The sequence below is a fragment of the Embleya sp. NPDC008237 genome (assembly GCF_042956465.1).
Lineage (GTDB): Bacteria > Actinomycetota > Actinomycetes > Streptomycetales > Streptomycetaceae > Embleya.
Genome location: NZ_JBIBGL010000004.1, coordinates 42,663 through 67,522 on the forward strand (window position 1 = coordinate 42,663; position 24,860 = coordinate 67,522).

At 70.7% G+C, this 24,860-nt stretch carries 26 protein-coding genes and 1 pseudogene; 16 read left to right on the forward strand and 11 right to left on the reverse strand.

The window, feature by feature from the left end:
* Positions 1 to 261: 261 nt before the first annotated feature.
* Entirely contained in the window at positions 262 to 1,080 is an 819-nt protein-coding gene (locus ACFZBU_RS10650) for an MBL fold metallo-hydrolase (RefSeq protein ID WP_391583129.1), read from the reverse strand.
* Positions 1,081 to 1,203: 123 nt separating this feature from the next.
* On the opposite strand from ACFZBU_RS10650, the gene ACFZBU_RS10655 reads away from it, so the two are divergent.
* Entirely contained in the window at positions 1,204 to 1,812 is a 609-nt protein-coding gene (locus ACFZBU_RS10655) for a helix-turn-helix domain-containing protein (protein ID WP_391583130.1), read from the forward strand.
* 144 nt (positions 1,813 to 1,956) lie between these two features.
* Here the strand turns inward: ACFZBU_RS10655 and ACFZBU_RS10660 are convergent, their stop codons facing one another.
* Positions 1,957 to 2,883, reverse strand: coding sequence for a zinc-binding alcohol dehydrogenase family protein (locus tag ACFZBU_RS10660; RefSeq protein WP_391583728.1), 927 nt, complete (start codon positions 2,881 to 2,883; stop codon positions 1,957 to 1,959).
* 84 nt (positions 2,884 to 2,967) lie between these two features.
* On the opposite strand from ACFZBU_RS10660, the gene ACFZBU_RS10665 reads away from it, so the two are divergent.
* Together ACFZBU_RS10665 and ACFZBU_RS10670 are read left to right on the forward strand one after the other, a co-directional pair.
* Positions 2,968 to 3,435: a MarR family winged helix-turn-helix transcriptional regulator gene (locus tag ACFZBU_RS10665; RefSeq protein WP_391583131.1), complete on the forward strand. Its 468-nt coding sequence runs from the start codon at positions 2,968 to 2,970 to the stop codon at positions 3,433 to 3,435.
* Positions 3,436 to 4,196: 761 nt separating this feature from the next.
* Positions 4,197 to 4,724, forward strand: coding sequence for a hypothetical protein (locus ACFZBU_RS10670; protein ID WP_391583132.1), 528 nt, complete (start codon positions 4,197 to 4,199; stop codon positions 4,722 to 4,724).
* Between the two features lie 362 nt (positions 4,725 to 5,086).
* Here ACFZBU_RS10670 and ACFZBU_RS10675 read toward each other — a convergent pair whose 3' ends face one another.
* Together ACFZBU_RS10675 and ACFZBU_RS10680 are read right to left on the reverse strand one after the other, a co-directional pair.
* Positions 5,087 to 5,932: an inositol monophosphatase family protein gene (locus ACFZBU_RS10675; RefSeq protein ID WP_391583133.1), complete on the reverse strand. Its 846-nt coding sequence runs from the start codon at positions 5,930 to 5,932 to the stop codon at positions 5,087 to 5,089.
* A 250-nt stretch (positions 5,933 to 6,182) separates the two neighbouring features.
* Positions 6,183 to 6,854: a DNA alkylation repair protein gene (locus ACFZBU_RS10680; RefSeq protein WP_391583134.1), complete on the reverse strand. Its 672-nt coding sequence runs from the start codon at positions 6,852 to 6,854 to the stop codon at positions 6,183 to 6,185.
* Positions 6,855 to 7,021: 167 nt separating this feature from the next.
* On the opposite strand from ACFZBU_RS10680, the gene ACFZBU_RS10685 reads away from it, so the two are divergent.
* Together ACFZBU_RS10685 and ACFZBU_RS10690 are read left to right on the forward strand one after the other, a co-directional pair.
* Positions 7,022 to 7,417 carry an ArsR/SmtB family transcription factor gene (locus tag ACFZBU_RS10685; protein WP_391583135.1) on the forward strand — a complete coding sequence of 132 codons (396 nt, stop codon included), beginning with the start codon at positions 7,022 to 7,024 and terminating at the stop codon, positions 7,415 to 7,417.
* 32 nt (positions 7,418 to 7,449) lie between these two features.
* On the forward strand, positions 7,450 to 8,085 hold the full coding sequence (locus tag ACFZBU_RS10690) for an SRPBCC domain-containing protein (protein WP_391583136.1): 636 nt from the start codon (positions 7,450 to 7,452) through the stop codon (positions 8,083 to 8,085).
* A 221-nt stretch (positions 8,086 to 8,306) separates the two neighbouring features.
* Here ACFZBU_RS10690 and ACFZBU_RS10695 read toward each other — a convergent pair whose 3' ends face one another.
* Positions 8,307 to 8,771, reverse strand: coding sequence for a VOC family protein (locus ACFZBU_RS10695; protein ID WP_391583137.1), 465 nt, complete (start codon positions 8,769 to 8,771; stop codon positions 8,307 to 8,309).
* Positions 8,768 to 9,640: a sigma-70 family RNA polymerase sigma factor gene (locus tag ACFZBU_RS10700; protein ID WP_391583138.1), complete on the reverse strand. Its 873-nt coding sequence runs from the start codon at positions 9,638 to 9,640 to the stop codon at positions 8,768 to 8,770. The genes ACFZBU_RS10695 and ACFZBU_RS10700 overlap by 4 nt, the downstream gene beginning before the upstream one ends.
* 124 nt (positions 9,641 to 9,764) lie before the next feature.
* On the opposite strand from ACFZBU_RS10700, the gene ACFZBU_RS10705 reads away from it, so the two are divergent.
* Both ACFZBU_RS10705 and ACFZBU_RS10710 read left to right on the forward strand, forming a co-directional pair.
* Positions 9,765 to 10,163: a VOC family protein gene (locus tag ACFZBU_RS10705; RefSeq protein ID WP_391583139.1), complete on the forward strand. Its 399-nt coding sequence runs from the start codon at positions 9,765 to 9,767 to the stop codon at positions 10,161 to 10,163.
* A 336-nt stretch (positions 10,164 to 10,499) separates the two neighbouring features.
* Entirely contained in the window at positions 10,500 to 10,934 is a 435-nt protein-coding gene (locus tag ACFZBU_RS10710) for a YdeI/OmpD-associated family protein (protein WP_391583140.1), read from the forward strand.
* Between the two features lie 54 nt (positions 10,935 to 10,988).
* Here the strand turns inward: ACFZBU_RS10710 and ACFZBU_RS10715 are convergent, their stop codons facing one another.
* Positions 10,989 to 11,798, reverse strand: coding sequence for a helix-turn-helix domain-containing protein (locus ACFZBU_RS10715; protein WP_391583141.1), 810 nt, complete (start codon positions 11,796 to 11,798; stop codon positions 10,989 to 10,991).
* Between the two features lie 106 nt (positions 11,799 to 11,904).
* Here ACFZBU_RS10715 and ACFZBU_RS10720 point away from each other — a divergent pair, with 106 nt between their 5' ends.
* The 7 genes from ACFZBU_RS10720 to ACFZBU_RS10750 all read left to right on the forward strand — a co-directional run bounded on the left by ACFZBU_RS10720 (position 11,905) and on the right by ACFZBU_RS10750 (position 18,551).
* Positions 11,905 to 12,912 (forward strand): ABC transporter substrate-binding protein, encoded by a 1,008-nt coding sequence (locus ACFZBU_RS10720; protein ID WP_391583142.1) that lies wholly within the window; start codon positions 11,905 to 11,907, stop codon positions 12,910 to 12,912.
* 11 nt (positions 12,913 to 12,923) lie between these two features.
* Positions 12,924 to 13,739: a siderophore-interacting protein gene (locus tag ACFZBU_RS10725; protein ID WP_391583143.1), complete on the forward strand. Its 816-nt coding sequence runs from the start codon at positions 12,924 to 12,926 to the stop codon at positions 13,737 to 13,739.
* A complete protein-coding gene (locus ACFZBU_RS10730) occupies positions 13,717 to 14,715 on the forward strand; it encodes a FecCD family ABC transporter permease (protein ID WP_391583144.1) in 999 nt (332 codons plus the stop codon). The genes ACFZBU_RS10725 and ACFZBU_RS10730 overlap by 23 nt, the downstream gene beginning before the upstream one ends.
* Positions 14,716 to 14,822: 107 nt before the next feature.
* Entirely contained in the window at positions 14,823 to 15,800 is a 978-nt protein-coding gene (locus tag ACFZBU_RS10735; RefSeq protein ID WP_391583729.1) for a FecCD family ABC transporter permease, read from the forward strand.
* Positions 15,797 to 16,573, forward strand: coding sequence for an ABC transporter ATP-binding protein (locus ACFZBU_RS10740; RefSeq protein WP_391583145.1), 777 nt, complete (start codon positions 15,797 to 15,799; stop codon positions 16,571 to 16,573). Before ACFZBU_RS10735 ends, ACFZBU_RS10740 begins: the two co-directional genes overlap by 4 nt.
* A gap of 81 nt (positions 16,574 to 16,654) precedes the next feature.
* The gene (locus ACFZBU_RS10745) at positions 16,655 to 17,260 is read left to right on the forward strand and encodes a TetR/AcrR family transcriptional regulator (RefSeq protein WP_391583146.1); all 606 of its coding nucleotides are present in this window, start codon (positions 16,655 to 16,657) and stop codon (positions 17,258 to 17,260) included.
* A complete protein-coding gene (locus ACFZBU_RS10750) occupies positions 17,250 to 18,551 on the forward strand; it encodes a glycosyltransferase (RefSeq protein WP_391583147.1) in 1,302 nt (433 codons plus the stop codon). The genes ACFZBU_RS10745 and ACFZBU_RS10750 overlap by 11 nt, the downstream gene beginning before the upstream one ends.
* A 127-nt stretch (positions 18,552 to 18,678) precedes the next feature.
* On the opposite strand, the gene ACFZBU_RS10755 is transcribed toward ACFZBU_RS10750, so the two are convergent.
* Together ACFZBU_RS10755 and ACFZBU_RS10760 are read right to left on the reverse strand one after the other, a co-directional pair.
* Positions 18,679 to 20,055: an MFS transporter gene (locus tag ACFZBU_RS10755; protein ID WP_391583730.1), complete on the reverse strand. Its 1,377-nt coding sequence runs from the start codon at positions 20,053 to 20,055 to the stop codon at positions 18,679 to 18,681.
* A gap of 31 nt (positions 20,056 to 20,086) precedes the next feature.
* Positions 20,087 to 20,275: pseudogene (locus ACFZBU_RS10760) on the reverse strand (hypothetical protein); the annotation flags it as partial.
* A gap of 341 nt (positions 20,276 to 20,616) precedes the next feature.
* Between ACFZBU_RS10760 and ACFZBU_RS10765 the strand changes: the two are divergent.
* On the forward strand, positions 20,617 to 21,057 hold the full coding sequence (locus ACFZBU_RS10765) for a hypothetical protein (protein ID WP_391583148.1): 441 nt from the start codon (positions 20,617 to 20,619) through the stop codon (positions 21,055 to 21,057).
* Between the two features lie 123 nt (positions 21,058 to 21,180).
* Here ACFZBU_RS10765 and ACFZBU_RS10770 read toward each other — a convergent pair whose 3' ends face one another.
* Positions 21,181 to 22,650, reverse strand: a complete 1,470-nt coding sequence (locus ACFZBU_RS10770) for an MFS transporter (protein WP_391583149.1) — start codon at positions 22,648 to 22,650, stop codon at positions 21,181 to 21,183.
* A 146-nt stretch (positions 22,651 to 22,796) separates the two neighbouring features.
* Here ACFZBU_RS10770 and ACFZBU_RS10775 point away from each other — a divergent pair, with 146 nt between their 5' ends.
* On the forward strand, positions 22,797 to 23,363 hold the full coding sequence (locus ACFZBU_RS10775) for a TetR/AcrR family transcriptional regulator (protein ID WP_391583150.1): 567 nt from the start codon (positions 22,797 to 22,799) through the stop codon (positions 23,361 to 23,363).
* Positions 23,364 to 23,743: 380 nt separating this feature from the next.
* Here ACFZBU_RS10775 and ACFZBU_RS10780 read toward each other — a convergent pair whose 3' ends face one another.
* Entirely contained in the window at positions 23,744 to 24,745 is a 1,002-nt protein-coding gene (locus ACFZBU_RS10780) for an RNA polymerase subunit sigma-70 (protein ID WP_391583151.1), read from the reverse strand.
* Positions 24,746 to 24,860: the final 115 nt, after the last annotated feature.

The following is a 24,860-nucleotide window of genomic DNA, read 5'->3' on the forward strand; positions in this document are numbered from 1 at the left end:
CAAGCGACACCAACCGATGGCGACTTGTTCAGGTTATGCCGATACGAGAGTCGGCGAGGGCGAAATGGGAGGCATTCCGCCGGGCGGGCGGTTCCGATCCGGGCTCCCGGGTACCACGGCCGGACCCTGCCGTCCCGCAACGCCGCAGCCTGCCGGCGTACCGCCGTCGGGGCTGTGCCGAGCCGCTACTCCCTCGCCGCGCCGCTGTCCGCACGGCTGCCTCCCCCATACGCGAGCACCGCCCGGGGCGGACAGGTTCGATCAGCCGATCGGTGGGGCGAGGTAGTCCAGCGCATAACCGTTGCCGGAGCGGGTGACGCGGGCGATGCCGGGTGAGTCGAGGTGGGCGCCGGCGACGAAGTGGTGTGGTTGGGTCAGTTGTTCGAGGAGGGCCGCTCGCGCGGCGCGGGCCTGGGACTGGTTGCCGTCGAGCTCCCAGGACACGTTCGGCTGCTCGAATTGGAGCGTGGGGACGTGAACGGTGTCGCCCCAGGCGAGAAGCCGGCCGGTGCCGCTCTCGATGTGGTAGACGGTGTGACCGGGCGTGTGACCCGGTGTCGGGATCGCGGTGGTCCAGTCGTTGATCGCGACCTTCTCCGACACGGGTACGACCCGGTCGCGGATCGGCTCGAGCCGCCCCGTGAACACCGAGGCGTCGCCCGCGCCGATCCACACGCGCTCGAGTTCGGGGAACGCCTGTGAACCGTCCGGCGCGATCAGGCCGCTCACGTGGTCTTCGTGCTTGTGGGTGATCGCCACATCGGTGACCTGCGCGCGGTCGATTCCCGCTTCGTCGAGCGCTTCGTGGATCAATCCCATGGTGGGGTCGTGCCAGACGTCGGACGCGCCGGTGTCGATGAGAACCGACCGCGTGCCGTCGGTGACGAAGAAGGCGTTGACCGACAGCCGCAGGTTGTCGCCGACCAACGGAACGGCGGCCGGCAGCTCGTCGAGCGTGCACCCGTCCTCGTTGCGCAGCCGTGTCGGCGGCATGTCGATGTACCCGTCTCGCAACGAGATCACCTGCAGGTCACCGAATTCGAACGTGGCATGGTGCCGGCCACTCGAGATCAAACGCATGGAACCCCTCCGTCGTGTCGGGCGCACATCGCATGTTCTCCGATAGAAGAGCAAATCTTCTTTAGAAGAACCCTACCCTACCTACACTGTGGGCAGCGAGGTACCCGTCGATCGAGGAGCACGGTGGTCGAGCAAGACGCAAACGCGGCCGAACCGGAACACGGTGACGACCTGGCCGGCGCGTTCGGCGGCAACGTGCGGCGACGCCGCGAGGAGGCGGGCCTGACGCTGGAGCAGTTGTCCACCCGGTCGTCGGTCAGCCGGGCGATGTTGTCCAAGGTCGAACGCGGCGAGAAGAGCCCGACGATCGGCGTCGCGTCCAGGATCGCCCACGCGCTCGATGTGTCGCTCTCGGACCTGATCGGTGCGCCGGCTGCTGCCGCGTCCGGTGTGGCCGTTGTCATGCGCAAGAACGATCGCCCCGTTTTCCGTGACCCGGAAACCGGCTTCGAGCGGCACATCGTGTCGGCGGCCCCGGGCGCGGGACGAGCCGAGATGGTCGTCCACCACCTTCCCGCGCAGGTCTCCACCGGGCTGCTGCCCGCGTATCCGCCGGGTACGGAGAAACAACTCGTGGTGCTCGAAGGCGCCCTCACCGTCGCGGTCGGCGGAATCAGCGAGACCCTGAACTCGGGCGACTCCCTGTTCTTTCAAGCCGACGCGGACCACGGCTTCGCCAACCGAACGAACGCTCCCTGCGAATACATCATGATCATCTCGCGCAGAACCTGATCGGCCGCCTGTTCCCGAACCCGGGGCGGTGGGGCGGCATCACCCACGCAAGTGAACGTACGTGGTGCACCGCTCCAAATCTGCCGGCCGCCCGCCGCGTGGAGCGGCGGCAGGCAGCCGAACACGTGAGGTGGGCCGAGGGGTTCAGGGCACGAAGACCAGGCGCTCGCCGGTCTTCTCGGACCATGCCTGCGCGATCCGGGCCGGCGGCACGGCACGGGCCCGCACGTCGATGGCGCCCTCGGTCACTGCTTTCGCCAGCTCGGGCAGTTCGGCGATGAAGTCACGGGCGGAGACCGAGCCGATGCCGCTGCCCACGATCTTCAGCCGGGCCGCACGCAGCGCCGCGGAAGGGATCGGGGCGGACTCGCCCGCCATGGAGCCGATCTGGACCCAGGTCAGCGGAGCAGAGCGGTCGGCACGGGCGGTAAGCATCGCAAGCATGGCGCCGGCGGCGGGAGCCCCCCAGACGAAGTCGAGGACGACGTCGACGTCGGCTGCGGCGGCGATTTCGTCGAAGGTGAGCGCCCGGTCCGCGCCGAGGTCGGGCAGCACTCCGAGGCGGGTGGCGTCGCGGCCGACGGCGAAGACCTGGGCGGCGCCGAACCGCTTGGCGATCTGGACGGCCATGCGTCCGGCGCTGCCGGTGGCGCCGAGGATGAGAACGCGCTGCCCCTCGCGGAAGGTGATGCGGCGGCGCAGGGCGACCCAGGAGGACATGCCCGGGTTCATCGCGGCGGCGATCCGGACCGGATCCACGTCGTCGGGCAGGACGACGCTTCGGCGAGCGTCGATCACGGTGCGCTCGGCGAAGGTGCCGAGGTTCGTGTCGTCCAGGACCGCGTAACGCAGGCGGCCCGAAGAGTCGCGCACGACGCCGTCGACGCCGGGCACCAGCGGGAAGACGCCGGTGGCGGAGTAATGGGTGCCGTTCGCCTTGGCCCGGGTCAGGTGGTGCAGGCCCGCCGCGAGGACGTCCACCACCAGCTCGTGCTCGCCCCGGGCCACCGGCTCGGGGTGCTCACCGTAGACGGGCGGCGCGTCGTACGCGGTGATGACCGCAGCATGCATGAGGAACTCCCGCAGGTTGGTTTGCATTACCAATCATCGCCAGAGTTGTTGGTAATGCAAACAATGTCAAGTAGGGTGGCGCTCATGGATCCCGACGACTCCACGGACGCCTTGGTCGACGGCCTGGTCCGCAGCGCCTTCCAGGTCATGGGCGTTCTCACCCGCATCGGCGCCGAGCACGACCTGTCCCTCACCCAGCTGCGCGTACTCGGCATCGTGCGCGACCGACGCCCCCGCATGAGCGACCTCGCGGCCTTCCTGGGCCTGGACAAGTCGACCCTGTCCGGCCTCGTCGCCCGCGCCGAACGGCGCGGGTTGCTGACCCGCGGCACCGGCCCGGACGACAAGCGCGCCGTCGTCGTCGTGATCACCGACGCCGGACGCGACCTCACCCAGCGCATGTACGAGGAAGTCCTGGACGCCCTCGCACCGGCAACCGATCGACTCGATCCGAAACAGCGCGAGCAGCTCGCTCAGCTGCTCGAGCCCCTTCTCACCCCACCCCTGCCGGCAACGCCGCGTCCCGAGCGCCCGGCGCGCGGCACGCCCTGAGTCCTGGCCGTTGCCGCGCCGGCCCGACGCATCGACGCCGACGTGAGCCGGTTGATGCCAGGCACCGTGCAAGGATGATCACGTCGGTCATGCCCGCGGGCTACTCCGGGCCAACCGACCCCGCTCGCCTCCGTGTTACCCGGCCGCGGCGCCCGGACTGCAGCTGCGCACCGGGACAACCAAGGACGCCGATCGTCCCTGTCCCCGCGCCTGAGTGGGGCGGCACCGACCCGATGCAACTCCGCACGTACACACTCGAACTGACGATGTGTCAGGCTCGGTGCGGGCTGGGTAGGTCGGCTGCGGAGACGGCGCATCCGAGCGGAAGGGGACGCAGTGTCGGTCCGGGGGAACATCTCGAGTTGCTCGACCCCGGCCTGGTGAACCTGCCGCGGTGGCGCCCCGATTCCCGGGAGGCGGGCGAGTACGATCCCGACTTGGTCTGGTTGTAAGGCGGCGTGGCCCGCAAGCTCTGACGACTCCGCGGTCGGCCCCACCCCGACGAGCATTTCGTACTCGTCGGCGCCGGTCGCGGCCCGAGCCGGAACCGCGCCCGCGGACCCGGCACAGTGCGGCTGCGTCGCCATAGGCATTTACGGGTACTGCCCTTGGGGGAGCGGCCAGGCACGATCCGCTCGCCCTGTGCGTGATGCCGCAGCCGGGCATGGACACGGCGGTAGCCGTAAGTGTTGTCCGGCGTAGGCGGGTTCGGCTCGCGGCGGGCACGGGAACAGTCGTCTTGTCACTCTCCGGGAGGATCCATGGGCGTGCGCAAGGACGCGAAGGCGGTCGGAGCCGCGCACGGGCTCGGCCGATACGAGTGCCTGGCACGGCCCGGCCTCGACGGTCGAATGCTGCCCCTGGCCTTCGGCGCCCTGACCGCCGTTCCCGTCGCGACGGAACACGACGGGTCGGCCGTCGTCTGGATCTGTTCCGCCGTGGCGGCCGGCTGGATCGGCTTATACGGGTTCCTCCGGTACAAAGGTCGTGCCGGGGCGAACGTGCCCCACCTGTACTGCTTCACCCACGGCGTCGTCCACACCCACAACGGCACGTCGACCCCGTACCGCTGGACCGAGGTCGGCACCGGAAGTTCGACGACGGTGACCGAGGAGACGGCACAAACCACCACCCACATCTTCCTGACCTCGGACGACGACTACCGGTGCCTGGCCACCTTCACCGGTGAGCCCCGCCGCGCCCACCTGGCGCGCCTCATGGACCTGCACACCGCAGCCCTCGACGCCCTCGGCCGGGACGCCACTCCCCCGAAATCCGGACCGCCCTGAACACTCTTCGACCCGACACGCGCCACCGACCCGACGGGGACCGGCGAGGCGCGCCGGACGGATTGGGCGCGGAAGGTGGCTCCCGGTCGGTTCGGGAACCCGGCCGCCCGGGCTTTGCGCGGGGTGTGGCACCCGGCTCATCGTCGTCACCGTCGAACGGACGCACACAGTGCGGAAGTTCTCGCGTCGGTACAGCCACCGCCGGCCGGACACGCCTCCTCGGCGAAGGCCCGGGACCGTAGCCGTGGTGACTACGCGCAGTCCGGTGCGGGTTGTCGTGGCCTGGAGCGCGCAGACATCCGATTTCGTGCCCTTGTACCCCGGTGCACCGGCGAACGTTCGACCGGTGCGAATGAGGCTGCTCAGTCTTCGTCGTCGAGGTCCCGCACGTCGCGCCTGCGCGCCAGACCGGCCACCGCTTCCAGGAAATCGTCGTGCAGCAGGCCGTTCGTGGCCAGGATCGTCATGTCGCCGGTCAGCACCGGGTCCCCGCCGAGGTCGGTCACCCGCCCACCGGCCTCGGAGACGATGACCGGCAGGGTGGCGACGTCCTCGTAGCCCATCGGAGGACCGGCCACCACCATCGCGTCGATCCGGCCGGTCACCAGGTCGGCGACGCCGCTCGCGGCGGGGGTCAGGAAGACCCGGCGATGCAAGGCCGTCAGGAGTTCCTCCGGCCACCCCGCCGGATTGTGCATCTGTGTCCTGGCCCCACCGAACCTCGACCGCTCACCGACCCGAACGCGCCGACCCCGCGCCATGCCGGGGTCTTCGCCGAGCAGCAGCCAACAGCCCCGGCCCCGGCCGGCAACGACCAACTGCCGGCTCATCGGCCAATTGATCACAGCCACGGCCGGCCCGTACTCGTCCTCGTACGCGAGGTCGTTCGTAAACAGTGGCGCCCGCCGCGTGAACAACGAGGTCCCGTTGATCGGATCGATCACCCACCGCCGCCCGGACGAGCCGGTAGTCGCTCCGCCCTCCTCACCGTAGATGCCGTCGTCGGGCGCCCGGAGTGCCAACTCGGCCCGGATCAGGTCCTCCACGGCGATGTCCACGTCCGTGACATCGGTGCCGTCCGCCTTGCGCCGACCATGCCACTCGCCGAAGAATCCCCGGACCGACATCTGCCCGGCCCGGTCGATCACGTGCACGGCGAAGTCGAGCAGTTCGTGGTCGACAGGCGGAGCATCGGGCGAGTAGTCCATCCGACGATCCTGGCACGCGCCGCCCATCGACCGAGCTTCCACCGGCCTCGACTGCGCCCGCGCCGGGGGTGCCCAGCGGGGAGTAGAGAACGGTTGGCGCGCGGGCCTCGCCCCGCTGCCCGGACCTCGCCCGCCGCGCGCTCCCGGCGAGCACGTCCGGTGCCCGGCATCCCACCGCCGGGCGGACGGTGGCGCCGCGCGCGCGGCGGGCACGTCCTGCTCGGGAATGCGGCAGTGGTGGCTCTTCGGGCTACTTGTCGTGCTTTCGGCGCACCATCTCGGTGATCCAGGTGGGTGCGAATGGGGACGTGCAGTTCGGTGGCGTCGGGTAGTCCTTGAGAACTTCCAGACGCTCGCCGATGTCGATGGCTCGGGCGCGATGCTCGGCGTGTTCGATCCCGATGTGGCCCAGGCATTCGTTCATCGCCCATTGGAGGCGATCCGGAGCGTGCTTCATCCGTGCCTCGATGACGTCGAGCAGCGCGGCCAGGTCGAGCCCCTCGGGCTTCTTCACCACGCGCTCGGTGGTCAAGGCCCATCCGGCACTCGCCACCTCGGGGTCCGGATCGGCGAACCAGGCCGAGCGCAGTTCTTCGGAATGCGGGTTCTTCTTCACCACGTAACCGATGAGCCAGTCGCACACCTTGGGGGTTCGCGCCTGACGCAGCATGGTGTCCAGCTCGTCTGCCCCGAACGCCTTCGGGCGGCAGATCAGGATCGCCAGGAGCCTTGCCGCGGAATCGTCCGTCTCCCAGAGCCGAAGGGCGAGTTCGTGCCGAGTCTTCAACTCCTTCGCGAGCGCGCGCAGCTTGCCGAGGTTCACGCCGTGATCGTCACCGTGCCTCCGGTTGACCTCGCGCACCTTCGGCTCGTCGAGCGCGGCCAACTCGGTCATCACCTCGGCCAGTGTCGTCTCGGCCATCTCGGTCTCCTTGCTCACCACGCGCGTTCCAGCGCATGTCGACGGGCGCGGTCGACGGGCGCACCGGCCATACCGATGCAGGGGCCTGCGGGGCGCCCGGATCCGGCCGACCCCCTCCCCGTGATTCATGCTTGACTTATATAAGTGTAGACGCAAATATGGACCCCATGCACGCGTTCGAGGTCCTGAGCGACCCGGTTCGTCGACGGATCCTTGAGCTTCTCGTGGACGGGGAAGAGCCGGCGGGTCACATATCAGCCGCCATCGGCGAGGAGTTCGGCATCAGCCAACCCGCCGTCTCGCAACATCTGCGGGTGCTGCGAGAGCAGGGCTTCGCGACCGTCCGTCCCGAGGGCACTCGAAGGTTGTACGCCGTCGCCCCGGAGGGGCTCCGGCAGGTGAGCGAATGGCTGAGTCCGTTCGAGCGGTTCTGGCGCGGCCCGTTGGCCGCTCTCGGTACGGAACTCGCGCGTGGTCAACGTGCGCGCAGGTCGGCCGCCGAGCAGGCGAGTTCCGGCGAAACCGTCGGTTCCGACGGTCCCACACCGCAAGGCGAGGAGTGAGCATGGTCGACGTGCCTTCGCAGATCGACGCCGTGGCCCGCGCGCTGCACACCGGCGAGATCGATGGGGAACCAGCGCGCATCCAGACGATCGCCCAGGAGTATCCCGCCGGCATCGACGACGTGTGGGACGCCACGACGAGCCCCGAGCGCATCGCGCGCTGGTTCCTGCCCGTCTCGGGAGACCTCCGCATCGGCGGGCGGTACCGACTCACAGGCAATGCGAGCGGTGAGATCCTCTCCTGCACGCCGCCGTCCGACGGAACTGCGGGCTACCGTGTGACGTGGGAGTTCGCGGGCGGTGTCTCATGGGTCCGCGTTCGGCTCACTTCGTTGGGGCCGGAACGCACGCGGTTCGAGCTCGAGCACACTTCCCGAGTCGCCGACATGCCCGCCGAGATGTGGGACACCTTCGGGCCGGGCGCCACCGGCGTCGGATGGGATCAGGGCCTCCTGGGTCTCGCCCTGCACCTCGGCGTACAGGACGGCAGGATCGCGCCCGAAGAAGCCGAGGAATGGGCACTCTCCGACGAAGGCAAGGCATTCGCACGTGCGGCCGCCGATCGCTGGGCCGACGCCTACATCGCGGCAGGCGCCGACCGAGAAGTCGCGGCCCGCACCGCCGAGGCAACCTTCGGTTTCTACACGGGCCGACCGCCTGGCGCCTGACAGCGGCGAATCTCGACGCGTGCGTGCTCCGCCCTCCCCGCTCCCACTTCATGTCGCGCGATGTCTCCGATCCGCTGCCCCGAAACGGGCGCCGATCACACCGGGTCGACCCCGGCACAGAAACGCCGACACAAGAACGCCGACACGAGAACCCCGGCACAAGAACCCCGCCCCCGGTGCAAGAAACCCGGCACGAGAACGGAAACGGCACCCCGCCCCGCTCACTCGCACCGAGCCGGACCGGTGCCCTCCGGAACGGGTGCCGCGTGCGTCGGCTGGGTGAATCGCAGGATGTTGCCGGAGGGATCGAGGAAGGCGCAGTCGCGGGCGCCGTCGGGCTGGTTGATCGGTTCCTGCATGACTTCGACGCCCGCGGCCTCGATGCGGTGGAAGGTGGCGTCGCAATCGTCGGTCGTGAAGACGAGACGGCTCAGGAGGCCCGTGGCCACGAGCTGCTCGATCGCCTGTCGGTCGGCCGGCGGGACGCACGGGTCCGTGCCGGGAGCCTCGAGAAGGATCCGCATGTCCGGTTGTGACGGCGGGCCGACGCTCACTCGCCGCATCCCTTCGGGCCCGACGTTGTCGCGTGCCGCGAAGCCGAGTACGTCCCGGTAGAAGTGCAGCGCCTCGTCGACGTCGTGGACGACGAGGGCGCAGGACGAGAGTTCGAGTTTCGTGCCGGTCAACGCCGCTCCTTGTCGCCGGTGGGAAGGAGGACGATGTCGAGGCCGCGAAGCCGGTCCGGGTCGGTGTCGACGGCGATGCGGGTGATCTTCGCGCCGTTGATGGTGAACGTGAAGACGGCCTGCGGTCGGCCTCGGTGCCACCACACGGCCGCCGGGACGCCGTCGACCAGGGCGATGCGGGCGGCCTGAGCCCGTCCGGCGAAGAAGGCCGCCACCGCGTGGGCGCCGCGGATCTCGAGGGCCACGGCATCCGGATCGAGCAACTCCAGCAGGCCCGTGAAGTCTCCGTCCCGGGCCGCGGTGAGGAAGGCGGCGACCATTTCGCGCTTGGGGGATCTCGCGGCATCGGAGACGTCTGCTGTTCCTTGGACCCGCCGCCGGGCGCGGCTGGCGAGTTGCCGGGTCGCAGCCGGTGAACGGTCGATGATGGCGCCGATCTCGGTGAACGACACGGCGAAGACGTCGTGCAGGACGAATGCCAGCCGCTCGGCGGGAGTGAGCGTGTCCAGCACCACCGTGAGCGCGACGCCGACCGAATCCGCCATCAGTGCCTCGTCCTCGGGGGTGGCCGGAGTGTTCGGATGGGAGCTCCGGTGCGATGCGTCCGGCTCGGGCGGCAGCGCCCCGGCCGAGTCCTCGCGCCGGGCCCGGCGCGCCTCGAGCATGTTCAGGCAGACCCGGGCAACGATGGTGGTCAGCCACCCCGCCGGGTTCTCCACCTGGCCCGTATCGGCACGGCCGACGCGCAGCCAGGCCTCCTGGACCGCGTCCTCGGCCTCGGCCGGCGAGCCGAGCATCCGGTAGGCCACCGCCCGCAAGCGGTCCTGGTGCTCGGCGAACCGTGCGCTCAGCCAATCCTGCTCAGTCATCGGTCACATTCTTCCGTCGGCGCCTGTCATACCAATTGACCGGCGAACTCACGCCGATGTGACATCCGGCGGTTCGCCTGCCGGTTCAGGTAGCGCTTACACCGCGAACAGAAGGAGAAGCGCCATGACAGCGCACGAGATCCCGACCCTGCTCGGTGTCCGGGACATGGAGGCCGCCAAGCGGTTCTACACCGACGGGCTCGGCTGGAAGATCAAGAACGACCACGGCATCTCGGTGTTCTTCGAGTCCGACGGCGCCTCGCCCATCGGTCTTTACGGCCGCGAAGGTCTGGCCGAACTGGTGGGCACGAGCCCGGAAGGCAACGGCTTCAGCGGGCTGGTCCTCACCTCCGAACTCGGCAGTGAGGCGCGAGTGGACGAGATGATGGCGCAGGCCGCGAAGGCCGGCGCCACCGTCCTCAAGCCCGCCGACGCCCTGCCGTGGGGCGGCTACGGCGGCACCTTCGCCGACCTGGACGGCTACATCTGGCGCGTCGGCCACACCGCCCAGGGCAACGGCTAGACCGCTGTCCGGTGGATCCTGGTGTACCTCGGGGGACCTCGGGGGACCTCGGGGGACCTCGGGGGACCTCGGGGGACCTCGGGGGACCTCGGTGAACCTCGGTGATCGAGTCGCGTCTCCGGAGCCGTCTGCTCGGCGTGCCGGAGAAGCGGCCGCGCAGTGGTTCCATCCGGCGGTTTCTCCGGTGCGGCAAGCGGCAAGACGCACGCGGCGAGGGCCCGAAGCGCGGATGTCGGGCGGCGCGACCCCACCAGGATCCGCCGGATACGGCCCGGCCCTCCGAAAATGGCCGCGGTGCGTCCGCCGGCGACCGAGAACGCCAAACAAGGAGCGATCGTGAAGTTTCACGCCGTCGTCGAACCGCCCGAGCCCATGCGGGGGCTGGAAGTCCCGCCCGAGGTGGTGGAGGCGCTCGGCGGGGGCGCGCGGCCACCGGTGACGATCACCGTCAACGGGCATTCCTGGAAGAGTCGCGTCGCGATCATGCGCGGCCGCCACCTGCTCGGCCTCGCCAACGCCAACCGGCAGGCCGCAGGTGTCACGATCGGCGAAGAGGTCGAGGTGGAGGTGGAGTTGGACACCGAGCCGCGGGTCGTCGTCGAGCCTGCGGACTTCGCCCGCGCTCTGGACGACGACCCCCTCGCCCGCACCGCGTACGACAACCTTCCGCACGGTCGCAAACGCGAGCACGTGCGCGCCATCGAGAGCGCGAAGAAACCCGAGACACGCCGGCGACGCATCGAAAAGGCCGTCGCCCACCTACGGGGCTGAGACTCGAACGCACGACTCCGCCGGTCGAGCAACGCCGCGCGCAGGACCGAACGTTCAGGTTGCGGCCAGGCGGGTGCTGGCGTACCGGCCGGGTGGGCAGCCGTACTCCTTGGCGAACGCGAGGACGAAGGCGGAGACGCTGGCGTAGCCGACCCGGCGGGCCACCACGGAGACCGGTTCGCCGGCGAGCAGGGCGCGGGCGACGCCGAGCCGCAGCAGTGTGCGGCGGCGGGTGAAGGACATGCCGAACTCGCGTACGAAGTCCCGCTGGAGGGTCTTGGGGCTGATGTGCAGGCGCGCCGCCCACTCGTCGAGGCGGGTCGGGTCCGCGGGGTTGTGGGACATCGCACGGGCGACCGCGCGGGCGAAGCCCCGGCCGTCCGCGCACTGGTCGGCGATGTCCGCGGGAAGCGGGGCCAGGTCGCGCATGATGCCCGCGCGGGCCTCCAGCGCTCGGCGTTCGTCGTATCCGGGGGTGGCGATCTCCTGGACGAGGCGCTTCGCCTCCGGGCCGATCGTCACATGGCCGGAGCGCAACCCGGCCAGGGACTCCGGCACTTCGCGCAGGCAGATCCGGAAGACGGTCTGCCGATCGGCGGCGCGCACCTCGTGGCTCACCGCCTGCTCGACCCAGAAGCCCTCGCCGGGCGCCGTGAAGCAGGACCGGCCGCCGTGCACGGCCGAGAGCATTCCGTCGGGCGACCAGTAGAGCTGGTGGAGCAGGTCCTGTCGGACGGCGCCGAATCCCAGGGGACCGGCCGTGCGGTAGTGGAGAAGAAGGATGCCCGCGGGCTGCCCGAGCCCATATCCGAACGAGTCGCAGGCGATCGGGTCCTCGCGCACATCCTGTCCTCTGATCGACATCGGATGACCTTTCCGCACAACCAACGAGACTCAGGTGAGGCTAGCCTAAGTTCCCCGCGCCGACCGATTGGGGGCGCATGGACCTGTTCGACCCGAAGGAATCCCCATGTCCGTTCATCCGCTGATCCGCCTCGCCTGCGCCGGGGTGGCCACCGTGACCGCGACCGCCCTCCTGGCGGGCTGCGGCTCCGATTCCGACGGCGGCAAGGGCGGGAAGAGCGGCGCCACGCGGGTGATCACCGGCGACAACGGACAGATCACCGTCCCGGTCGACCCCAAGCGCGTGATCGCGACCGGCTACGCGGTACCGGTGCTGATCGAGGCGAACGCTCCCCTGGTCGGCATATCCACCTGGCCGCGCGGCCTGGGACTGATGACCGGTCCCGAGCGCGCGACCTACGACAAACTGCACAAGATCGGCGGCGCGACCACCAAGGAGACCAACTACGAGGCCATCGCCGCCGCGAAGCCCGACCTCATCATCATCGGCGTGCCCAAGCCCGTTCTCGGCGAGATGGATCTCAAGCGACTCGCATCGATCGCGCCCGTGGTCGCCATCGGCCCGAGCCTGCCGTCCGCGTGGCGCGAGTTGTCGGCCCGCCAGGCCGACGCCGCCGGTCGCGCCGGCCACACCGAGGAGACCCGCAAGGCGTACCAGAAGCGGGCCGACGAGCTGAAGGCCAAGTATGCCGGTGCCGTCGGCGGCCTCGATTTCGGCCACCTCGGCGCCTACACCGAGAACTCCCAGGGCACCTTCCAGCGCGAATTCGGCGGGTCGTGGGGCACGAACATCACGCAGGACATCGGCGTCCACTACTACGGCCAGGTCAAGAAGAAGAGCGGCGGCTCCTCCGACGTCTCGGAGACGCCCTCCATCGAAGAGTTGCCGGCGAGCCTGGGCGAGGCCGACGCGATCACCTACACCGTCCAGGACGACGGCACCCCGAGCGCGAGCGTGCAGTACGTCCTCGACTCGCCGCTGTGGAAGAACCTGCCCGCGGTCAAGGCCGGCAAGGCCTTCCCGATCCGCTACACGGCGGCGGCGACCTACGCCCAGGCGCAACGGACGCTCGACGTCGTCGACCAGGCGCTCGCCCCCCTCCTGGCCAAGTGATCGGAAACGCCGTGCACATCTCACGAGACAACCCCGGCGCCCGCGTCGCGGCCCACCACGCGGGCGGCGAAGGAATCGCCAGGATCGGCTACCCGATCCGCATCCGTACCGTCACCCTGCTGCGCAAGCGGTACGTGACCCCGTCGGTGCTGCGCCTGACGGTCGGCGGCCGGGGTCTGGACGGCTTCCACAGCCACCAGTTCGACGACCACTTCAAGATCGTCTTCCCGGACGCCGACGGCACCCTCCGCCTCCCCGTGCCCGACGACGAGCAGTCGCTGACCTGGCCGCGTCCGATGGTGACCAGCCGCAGGTACACGGCACGACGCTACGACGCCCGGGCGGGCGAACTCGACATCGACTTCGTCATCCACCCGGGTGGCGTGGCCTCGGACTGGGCGGTCGCCGCCGCACCCGGCGCGGACGTGGCCATCGCCGGGCCGCCCGGGGCGAAGGCGTTCCCGCAGACCTACGACCACTACGTCTTCGCGGTCGACACCACCGCGCTGCCGGCTGCGGCGCGGTGGCTGGAGGAGTCGCCGCAGGACGTCTCGGCGCACCTCGTCGTCGAGACGGAGCACGCCGACGAGCACCACTACCCGCTGGCCGAGCGCGCCGGCGTACGGGTGACCTGGCTGGCGCGCGGAGACGGCGCGTCCCGGCTCGCCGAGACCGTGCGCGCCCTGCCGCTTCCCGCCGACCGGAGTTTCCTGTTCGCCGCCGGCGAGACCGACGACATCAAGCCGCTTCGTGCGTGGGCCAAAGGCCGCCTCGATTCCCTGTTCACCGGCTACTGGAGGCGCGGTGTCGCCGGTCTCGAGGACTGACGCGCCCAAGGTCCTCCTGCTCGTCGGGGCGGTCGCCCTGCTCGTCCTGGTCGGCGGCCTGAGCCTCGCCCTCGGGGCGCGGGCGATTCCACCGGCCGACGTCTGGCGGGCACTGACCGATCCCTCCGGCGCCGATACCGACCTGACGATCCGTGAAATCCGGGTACCACGCACGATCCTGGGAATCTGCGTGGGCGCGGCCCTGGCGACAGCCGGTGCCCTGACCCAGACTCTGACCCGCAACCCCCTGGCCGAACCGGGCCTCCTGGGGATCACGTCGGGTGCCGGCTTCGCCGTCACCGTCGGGGCCACGACAGGGCTCGCGGGAGGTCAGGGCGCGCAGGTGGCCCTCGCCCTCACGGGCGCGCTGGTCGCCGGCATCCTGGTGTACGCGGTCGGTCGTACCGCGCCGCTGCGCCTGGTGTTGGCCGGTGTCGCGCTCGCCTCGGTGCTCTCGGGTGTGTCGATGTCCCTGCGCATCCTGGACCCGGACGCCTTCGACCACTACCGGTTCTGGAGCGTCGGTTCCCTCGCGGGCCGGGAACAGACCCACCTGCTGCTGCCGGTACTCCTGATCCTCTTCGCCCTGGTCGGCGCGTCGACGCTCACCGGCGCGCTGAACACACTCTCCCTGGGCGAGGACGTCGCCCACGGCCTCGGCGCCCACGTGGTCCGCACACGCGTGGCGGTGTTGGCCGTCGTGACCCTGCTGGCCGGCACCGCGACCGCCGTCGCGGGGCCGATCGCCTTCCTGGGCCTGATGGTTCCGCACATCGTGCGTCACGCGGCGGGCGGTTCGGTGCCGTGGCTCCTGATCTACAGCGCGCTCCTGGGGCCGATCCTGCTGCTGGCCTCCGACATCACGGGTCGACTGCTGCTGCCCACCGGCGAGGTCCCGGTGGCCGTCGTCACCGCCTTCTTCGGCGCGCCGGTGCTCATCTGGGCCGTGCGCCGCTATGAAGGGACCACCCTGTGACCGGGCCCACGGACACCCTCCCGCCGACCGACAGCCTCGGGTCGGCCTCGAAGACGGATCCGCCCTCCCGTGCGAGTGCGTTCGCCCGCGCCCGTCGCGCCCTCGGCCTGGAACCGCGTGCGGTGGTGGGCAACGCCGTGCTGCTGGTGCTGCTCCTGGTGTGTGCGGGGACGGGGCTGTGCCGGGGCGACACCTGGAGCAGCCCGCTGGAGGTTGCCGACGGTCTCGCCGGGCACGGCGATCTCTCCGTCGTCGTCCGCGAGTGGCGCCTTCCGCGCGTGGTCGCGGCGTGCCTGTTCGGTGCGCTGCTGGGCTGCGCGGGCGCGGTGTTCCAGAACCTGACCCGCAACGAACTGGGCAGCCCGGACGTGATCGGCCTCGATGTCGGTTCGTACACCGGAGCGCTGATCGTGATGGTCGTGGTCGGCGGATCGACCACGCCGACGGCCCTCGGGTCGGTCGTGGGAGGTCTGCTGACCGCCGGAGTGGTCCTCACTCTCTCCACTCGATCCGGCTTCGGCGGCCACCGGCTCATCGTCATCGGCATCGCCGTGAACGCCATGCTCACCGCGGTCAATTCGTGGATCATCCTGCGTGCCGAACTGGACGTGGCGATCGCCGCCGAGATGTGGAACGTCGGTTCACTCAACGGCGTGGGCTGGTCCGACCTGAACGTGGCTTTCGTCGCCGCCGCGATACTGGCGGTGCTGCTCGTGCCGAACGCGCGGGCGACTCAGCAGGCCGCACTCGGCGACGCGATCGCCGTGACCTCGGGCGTACGCCTGAACCGACACCGCGTGTCGGCGGTGGTGGCCGGCGCCGGCTGCACGGCCACGGTCACCGCGATCACCGGGCCGATCGCCTTCGTCGCGCTCGCCGCTCCGCACCTCGGCCGCGCGGTCACCCGGTCCCCGGGCATCCACTTCGTCCCGGCGGCGCTCACCGGGGCCGTACTGCTGACGAGCGCCGATCTGGTCGCACAGAGCCTGCTCGCCCCCGTGACGCTTCCGGTCGGCGTGGTGACCACGGCCATCGGCGGCACGTACCTCCTGCTGTTGCTCCTCAAGGAAGTCAAACGACCGTGACCGCACGCCTGACCGCGCAGGACATCACCCTCACGTACGGCGATCGCACGGTGTCGGCGAACCTCAGCCTCGACATACCGGACGGTGCCTTCACCGCGATCATCGGTGCCAACGCGTCGGGGAAGTCGACCCTGTTGCGGGCGTTCGTACGCCTGTTGCGGCCGTCCGCAGGGGCGGTGTTGCTCGACGGTCGCGACGTCCACGGGTACCGCCCCAAGGACATCGCGCAGGAAATGGCCTTCCTGCCACAGGACTTGGCGGCACCGGAAAACATCCTGGTACGTCAACTCGTGGACCGCGGGCGCTTCCCGCACCGCTCGCTGCTCTCGGTGCGCACCGCGGCCGACGTCCGGGCGGTCGACGAGGCGATGGCCGCCGCGGGAGTGTCCGACCTCGCGGATCGGCAGGTCGCCCGGCTCTCCGGCGGCCAGCGCCAGCGCGTGTGGATCGCCATGGTGCTCGCGCAACAGACCCCGTACGTGCTCCTGGACGAGCCGACGACCTTCCTCGACCTGGCCCACCAGTACCAGTTGCTCCGCCTGCTCGCCGCGCTGCGCGACGACGGGCGGACCATCGTCGCGGTGCTCCACGACATCAACCAGGCGTGCCGATTCGCGGATCACATCGTGGCGATGAAGGACGGCCGAGTCCACGCCGACGGGTCGCCCGAGGACATCGTGGACGCCACCCTGATGGAGGACGTCTTCGGCCTGCCCAGCATCGTCGTTCCCGACCCGGTGACCGGAACACCCCTGGTGGTGCCGACGGTCTGACCCACCTCCCCGACGGGGCCCGCGCGCGGCCGGCCGAGTTTTCGCTTGACCGGCAATTAAATTCAATATGTAATCAGCTCCATGGAAAGTAGGGACAGGCGCTCGTACCGCATGGGCGCCAGGGCCGCGGCTCTGGAGGTCACCCGGGCGCGCGTGATCGACGCGGCGGCCGGGCTGTGGTCGCGGCGTTGGCACGACGAGGTCACTTTGCAACACATCGCCGAGGCGGCCGGCGTCTCGGTGCAGACGATCGTCAACCACTTCGGCGGCAAGGACGGGCTCGCCGACGCCGTCGCCGACGCGGTGGCGGCACAGACCGAACTCGCTCGCCAGGCTCCGACGGGAGACGTGCCGGCCATCGTCGCCGTGCTCTTCGCGGACTACGAGCAGCAGGGCGACGCCAACGTGCTCTGGATCGCACAGATGGACCGGATCCCCTCGGCCGCCCGAGCCGCCACGCACGCCCGCGGTCTCCACCGGGCGTGGCTGGAACGGGTCTTCGCCGACCGGCTCCCCGCCGACGGCCCGGCCCGCGAGCACGCGCTGAACCTGCACTACGCCGCCACCGACGTCTATCTGTGGAAGCTGTGGCGCCGAGATCTCGGCCTGTCCCGCGAGGACGCCGAGCGGGCCATGCGCGACCTGTTGACCGCGATCGACCCCCGGAGGGAACACCATGCCCAGTAACTTCCTGTTCGCCACCTGGGCCGGCGGCGGAGCCGTGCCGCCCGTGTTGTCGGTCGCCCGCGCGCTCGCCGAACGCGGCCACCACGTAAGAGTGTTGGGCGACGCTTCCCTACGCGACGAGATCGTGGCCGCGGGTCTGGAGGCGGTCGCCTGGACCACCGCGCCGCAAGGCGACCCCGCCGACCCGGCCAAGGACGTCATCAGGGACTTCGAGGCCCGCACGCCGCTCGGCGCGGTCGCCCGGCTGCGGGACCGCATCGTCTGCGGACCGGCTGCCGACTACGCCCGCGACACCCTCGCCGAGTTGCGCGCCCGCCCGGCGCACGTGCTGGTCACGGAGCACATGTTGCTGGGCGCGGTCACCGCGGGCGAGGCGGCCGGCGTCCCCGTGGCCTCGCTGGCGACGACCATCTATCCGTTCCCCACTCCGGGGGCGCCGCCGCCCGGTCCGGGCTTCGCCCCGGCCGAGGGCGCGCCCGGCAGGCTGCGCGACCGGCTGGTGACCCGGTTGTCCGGCACACCATGGGTCAAGGGCCTGCCCGCCCTCAACGCCGCCCGCGTCGCGAACGGCCTGAGGCCGCTCGGTTCCGTCGTCGAGGCGTTCGAACGCGCCGACCGGGTGCTCGTGCTCTCGCCGCGAGCCCTCGACCACGCCGGGCGCCGGTTCCCCGACCACATACGCCACGTCGGCCCGCGTCTCGAAGACCCCGCCTGGGCCGGCGACCTGACGCTCCCGGACGGCGACGCCCCGCTGGTGCTGGTCGGCCTGAGCTCCTCCTTCATGAAGCAGCGCAACCTGCTGGAGCGCATCGCGGACGCCCTCGGCACCCTGCCGGTGCGCGGGCTGCTGACCACCGGTCCCGCCGTGGACCCGGCGAGCGTGCGCGCGCCCGCCAACGTCCGGGTCGTCGCGGCCGCGCCGCACCGCCTCGCCCTGCGCCACGCCGCCGTGACCGTCACGCACGCCGGCCACGGGACGACCGTCAAGTCGCTGGCCGCCGGGGTCCCCATGGTCTGCGTGCCGCTCGGCCGCGACCAGATCGAGGTGGCGGCGCACGTGCGACTGGCGGGCGCCGGCGTCACGGTGGGCAAGGGCAGTTCGGCGCGGACGATCGCCCGCGCTGTCGAGCGGGTGCTGAACGACCCGTCCTACCGTTCCGCTGCCCGGCGAATGGCGAGCGCGATCAGCGCCGAGACCGCCACCGACCGGGCGGTCGTCGAACTCGAAGCCTTGGCCTCGCCCAACCGCGAGACGACCGAGCCGGCAGGGCGAACCGGGTTCGCGGGCTGATCGCCGTCACCGACGCCGGCTCCCCCGGCGGTTCGGATCGAACTCGGAAGCCCGACTGGAGTTCCGGCCCGGCAGCAGGCCGAGGCCGACCCGGAGCATGCCGTGCGGCGTCGGATGTGCAGACGGCTCACGGAGGTTCGTGCGACGGAGCAGGGCTGGTGCTCGGCCCCGTACCCCGGGGGAGGAACACCGCGGCGGCGAGGCCGGCGAGCCCGAGAATCGCCAGTGCGATCATCGCGGCGCCGTAGGCGTGGGCAGAGAGGCCGGCGACGAGGATGGTGCCGGCGACCGCGGTGCCGAGCGAGGAACCGAGGTTGGACACACAGCGCGACAGGCCGGAGATCTCGCCCTGCTGGTCGTCGGGGAAGCTCGACTGCACGACGTTGACCGACGGGGTCAGTCCCAGGCCGAGTCCCAGGCCGATCAGCAGCAGTCCGGGGGCGAAGGCCCAGGCGCTCGGAGAGCCGCTCGCCAGGGCAAGCAGGACGCCGATTCCGGCGATCGTCACGACGAAGCCCGTCACGACGAGGGTGCGCTGTGCCCGTCGCTTCGCCAGCCGTGCGGCGGCCAGTGACGACACGAGCAGGCCGAGCGTCGCGGCCGTGAAGATCACGCCGGTCTGGATCGCGTCGTATCCGCGGACGACCTGGAGATAGGTCGCAACGACGAACGACGTCCCCATGAGCACGAGCCACTGGATGTTCTGCGTGACGAGACCGAGATTGGAGGTGCGGCTGCGGAACAGGTTCGTCGACAGAAGCGGCTCCTGGCCGGCCCGTTCCTTGGCACGTGCCGATCGGAAGAACCACAGCAGCACGAGTGCGCCGAGGACGATCAGGCCGATCATCAGCCAGATGTTGTTGTCGGCTGCGAGGATCCCCGTGACGACGAGGATGAGGCCGACGCCCGAGAGGACCGCCCCGGTGGTGTCGAAGGGGCGCGTGGGATCCGCCGGCAGGGGGTCCTTGATCCGGCGACTCAGGAAGAGGATCAACGCGATCACCAGGGCCTGGAACACGAAGGCGGCCCGCCAGCTGATGGCGGAGGTGATGAGTCCCCCGATCAGCGGCCCCGCGGCGGCGCCGATGCCTCCCAGCGCCATGACGGTCCCGAACGCGCGGGCGCGTGAGGTCGTTTCCGTGTAGAGGAGCGTCGTGAGGATGTAGACGGGCGGGATGAGCAGCGCCGTGCCGACACCTTCCAGGATCGAGTTGCCGAGGATGAGGACGCCCAGGCCCGGGGCGGCCGCGCTCAGCAAAGCGCCGACGCCGTAGATGGCGAGACCGGCCAGGAAGCACCGCTTGCGGCCGTAGCGGTCGGTCAGCTTGCCGCCGGGGATCATCAGCGCCGCCATGACCAGGAGGAAGATCGTGATCGCGAGCTGCACTCCCTGCACGGTCGTGTCCAGGTCCTCGCTGATGTCGTTGATCATCACATTCATGTTCGAACCGGCGAAGCTGCAGATGAACTGAGCCAGCGCGAGCGGGGCCAGAACGCCACGCATGGCACCGGCGGTGCGTCCCGAGGCATCCACTTCAGCCACCGGTACCACTCCCTTCCGCCTCGTCGAGCCTCTCGTCGAGGGCGCCGGCCGCGGCGATCGACGCGAGGTGGGTGAACGCCCGGGGGAAGTTGCCCGGTTGCTCACCCGACGGGCCGATCTGCTCGGCGAACAGGCCGACATGCTTTGCGTGGGTCGGCATCTCGTCGAAGACGTGTCCCGCCGCGATGGGGCGCGGCCCGGTCGGCTTTTCCCCGCCCCGTCTCCCGGTCCCGCGTCGGCCCGTGAGCACCCGAGTACCCACCGCCCCCGAGGCAGCACCCGGCGCCCTGCCTCAAGCCTGCGCCATACCTGGGCTCACCGCACTCCGCCGGATGGGGAGGCAGCTCGAGACGAGTCGGGCCGTCCCGGCTCGGCGTTTCGGGCGTCCGGGAAGAACACCAAGCGCAAGCCGATCAAGGCGGGCCCGGCCGCCGGCGGCCGAGGTTCGACCGTGAGCCGTCGGATGTCCCGGCAACGGGCCTGCTGCACCGGGGTGGCGGCCGGGCAGGCTAGTTTGCTCGGATGAGTCTCCTTGATGATGTGGCCGAGCGCGACGGCTGGCGATGCTGGGTGTGCGACGAACCGGTCGACCCCGACGAGTCGGTGAACGACCCGCGGGGGCCCAGTGTCGACAGCCGGACCACCGACCGGAAGGCCAAGGTCACCGAGCGGCTCGCGCACCGCGGGTGCAACACCCGTAAGGGTGCGGTCAAGGTGGTCATCGCCTGGCCGGACCACCTGTACGTGGTCGAACCCGCGCCGCTGATCACCGTTGCCGGGAGGCTGGAGCGCAAGGGCGGCCGCGAGATGGTGGGCCGTTGTCCGACCAGGAAGGACGCCCAGGCGGCGGCGGATTGGTTGGTGGACCGGTTCTCCCGGCTGGTACCGGGGCTGCCGGTGACCGCCGACATCGAGGCGGGCGGCGGTCAGTTCCTCGTCGTCCTGGCCACCGGCCGCCGCTGACCGCGTGCCGCCCCGGGGCCCGGGCGGCTTCGAGGTGGCGCGTGCGGACGAGCCTGTCGGCCCGAAGGCGTCCAGCCGGGGATCATCCGGCGGGACGCCTCCCGGCCGAGGGCGGTGTCGCCGTCAACGGCTGTTCACGGATGCCTTGTTCGAGGTGGTGACCGCATCCGGGGCGGCGGAACGTTGCGGCGCCGCGGAGGCTGCCGCGGGCTCGGACCTCGCCAGCCACAGGCCGGTGAACACGGCAGTGACCAATGTGACGGCGCCGGCGGCGAGGAAGGCGCTGTCGAGGCCGGTCTCGAAGGAGGCGCCGCCGGATTGCCGGGTGCGGACGATGGCGCCGAGCACCGCCACGCCGAGCACCGCGCCGATCTGCCGGGTGGTGCTGCTGATACCTGATGCGAGGCCGCCTTCCTGCGGGTCGACTGCCTGGATGGCGGCTCCCGTCAGGGGGGACATGGTCAGGGCGAAACCGATGCCGACGACTCCCAGTCGCCACCACACGTTCCCGTAGCCGGTGTCGGCGTGCACCATGCCGAGCGCCAGCAGTCCCAGGCCGGCCAGGGTCAGGCCGACGGTGACCACGATTCGGAAGCCGTACCGGGCGGCGAGCCGGCCCGCGTACGGGCTGACGATCACCATGGCGAGGGATACCGGCAGGGTCTGCAGGCCGGCGCGCAGGATCGAGCTGCCCTGGACGTACACGAAGAATTGGGAGAAGAGGAACGACGAACCCATGAGCGCGAACCCCACCACGACCATGGCGGTGTTGGACACGGTGAACAGGCGCTGCCGGAACAGCCGCAGCGGCAACATCGGAGCGGAACGACGGGCTTCGACGGCGACGAAGGCGGCGAGGAGGATCACCGCGACGGTGAAGCTGCCCAGGATCACCGGCGACGTCCAGCCGCGGGCACCACCCTCGATCAGCCCGTAGGTCAGCACCCCCACTCCCAGAACGGACAACACCGTCCCCGGGATGTCGATCGCGGGTGCGTTCGGATTGCGGGCCTCTTCCAGGCTGCGCAGACCGACCAGCAGCAGAACCACGCCGATGGGCAGATTGACCAGGAAGATGGCGGGCCAGCCGAAGGCCTCCGTCAGCACGCCGCCGGCCACGGGGCCTGCGGCCAGGCCGATTCCGCTGAACCCGGCCCACAGCCCGATCGCCTTCATGCGTTCCTGCGGCACGGGATAGGCGGCGGCGAGCAGGGCCAGCGAGGCAGGGCTCAGCGCCGCGGCCCCGATGCCCTGTAGCACCCGACCGGCGACCAGCCAGCCGACCGAGGGCGCGAGGCTGCACACCACCGACGCGGCGGTGAACACCGCCACGCCGGTCAGGTACACCCGCTTGCGGCCGAACCGGTCGGCGAAGACACCGCCGGACAGCAGCAGCATGGCGACCAGCAGTACGTAGGCGTCAACGATCCATTGCAGACCGGTCAGCCGAGTGTGCAGCCGGTGCTGCATGTCGGGCAGCGCCGCTCCGACAATCGTGTTGTCGAGCAGGACCATGAACTGGCCCAGGCAGGTCACCGTGAGCAGCACGGCCCGGTTCGACCGATTGCCTACGGCCACAGGCGATGCAGCCATGGGGATTCCTCTCAATCGTCGGTTGCGCCTCTCCACGGCCGACGCGGTCGACCTCCGGACGCTTTAACGCAGTCGATGGCTGCGTTAGGAGACTGTAAAGAGGGTTGCCGCACAAACGCAAGTCCTGACTGCGTTAAGGTGGGAACATGAACGAGCGACAGCGAGCCCGACGGCCCGGCGGGCGCAGCGCCCGCATCGGCGCGGAGGTACACCAGGCCGTCACCGACCTGATCAGCGAGCGCGGCTACGGCAACTTCACCGTCGGCGAGGTCGCGGCCCGCGCGGGCGTGGCCGACAGCAGCATCTACCGCCGGTGGGGAAACCTGGAAACCCTGCTCACCGACGTGGCGCTCACCCGCCTCAACGCGCGGTCGCCGATGCCCGACACCGGGAGCCTGGACGGCGACCTGCGCACCTACGCGGCCAACGTGGCCCGCGAGATCACCGGACCCGACGGCCCGGCGCTGCTGCACCTGGCCGTCGCCCTGTCAGCCAACGGCGGGCAGGGCCTGCAGGCGCGTGACGACCTGCGCGCCGAACGCACCCGGCAGTTGCAATCCATGCTCGATCGCGCCCGCGAACGCGGCGAGCCCGCACCCGACGCGTTCGCCGTGCTGGACCACATCCTGGCTCCGATGTATATCCGCGTCCTGTTCGGCGTGGGCCCGCTCACCCCGGAATACATCGACGGGCTGGTCGACCGATTGTTGTGACCTCGCCCCGGCCGGCCCCCGGGATCGGCCCTCGGACGCGGTACCGGGGCTCCGCGACGCCGGCGCTCCCGTACCTGTCGGAGCCATGCCGTCGCCGAATCCGGAGACGCCCGGGCGCGCCGCGTAGGGGGTCGGGGCCATCCCAACGCAGACAGGCCCCATCCCGCGGGGGCGACCAGGCCTCGAACCGGGGCCGGGGGCCGCACCCGACCCTGCGGTTCCGGCGGGCACATACCTGCCCTGCGAAGGGGACAGGACCCTGTCGATCATCCCGAGCAAGGCGATGCTGCCGGCGCGGGACGACGTCATCACCGATCCGACCATCCCGCGGCGGTTCGGGTGAGGCTCCTCGTCGTGAGAGCCGGCGCACGGGCGGCGGATCAGCCGATGGTTGCCGGGAGTCGGAACCGGTGTGGCAGGTCGTCGCCGAGGAACCACGTGACGGCGTGGATGCGCTCGTCGCCCACGGTGAGAACGATCAGCCCGGCCGGGTGCGCGGTCGACTCGTCGGGTTCGGTGAGATAGCAACCCAGGGCCGGTTGGGTGTTGGCGCGGGTCGGGATCAGCCGCAGGCGACGGCGTCCGCGCCAGCTGTGGAACGTGCCGAGGAAGGCTGCGATCGCCGCCGGGCCGTGGTACTCGTGTGGCGCCGGCGGCATGGCCAGCCACGCGTCGTCGGTCAACAGCGTCACGAGGCCGTCGATGTCGCCGGCCGTGAACGCGTCGGCGAAGCGTCGGGACAACTCGCGCTCGCCCGGCGCGCCCGGAAGCGCCATGCGCTCGGGGTCGACGGCGTGTCGGCGCAGTTGGGCGCGGGCACGCTGCAAGGCGCCCTTGACGGCGGTCGTGCCGGTCCCGAGCATGTTCGCGACCTCGTCGGCGGGGTAGCCCAGGACGTCACGCAGTACCAGGATGGCGGCTTGGCGTGGTGGAAGGTGCTGTAGCCCTGCGACGAAGGCCAGTTCGACCGCTTCCCTGGAGTCGTATCGGGCCTCGGGACCCGGCGCCTCGTCGGGGACGCGTTCCAGGAGCGTGTCCGGACAGGGTTGCAGCCAGGTCACGTCGCTGCGGCGGGTGGGCTCGGGCGGATCGAACGGCGGCGTCGGCTCGGGCGGTCGGCGCCGCCCGGCGTCGCGGAGGGCGTTGAGGCAGCGGTTGGTGGCGATGCGATACAGCCACGTCCGGAGCGATGCCCGGCCCGCGAAACCGTCCAGGCCGCGCCAGGCCGCGAGCAGGGTCTCCTGCAGCATGTCCTCGGCATCGGCGAGCGACCCCAGGATCCGGTAGCAGTGCACCTGGAGCTCGTGCCGATACGGCTCGGTGAGCTCGCGGAACGCCTGCTCGTCCCCGGTCCGCGCGCGGTCCAACGTGTCCTGACTCACCGCGGCATCCTCGCATGCCGGCCGAACTCACCGGGATTCGTCCGACCGGGACCGTTCCGTTCGCGGCGCCGGTGGTGTCTCGACAAGAGAACGACCGCAGACGCCCGCACCGCCT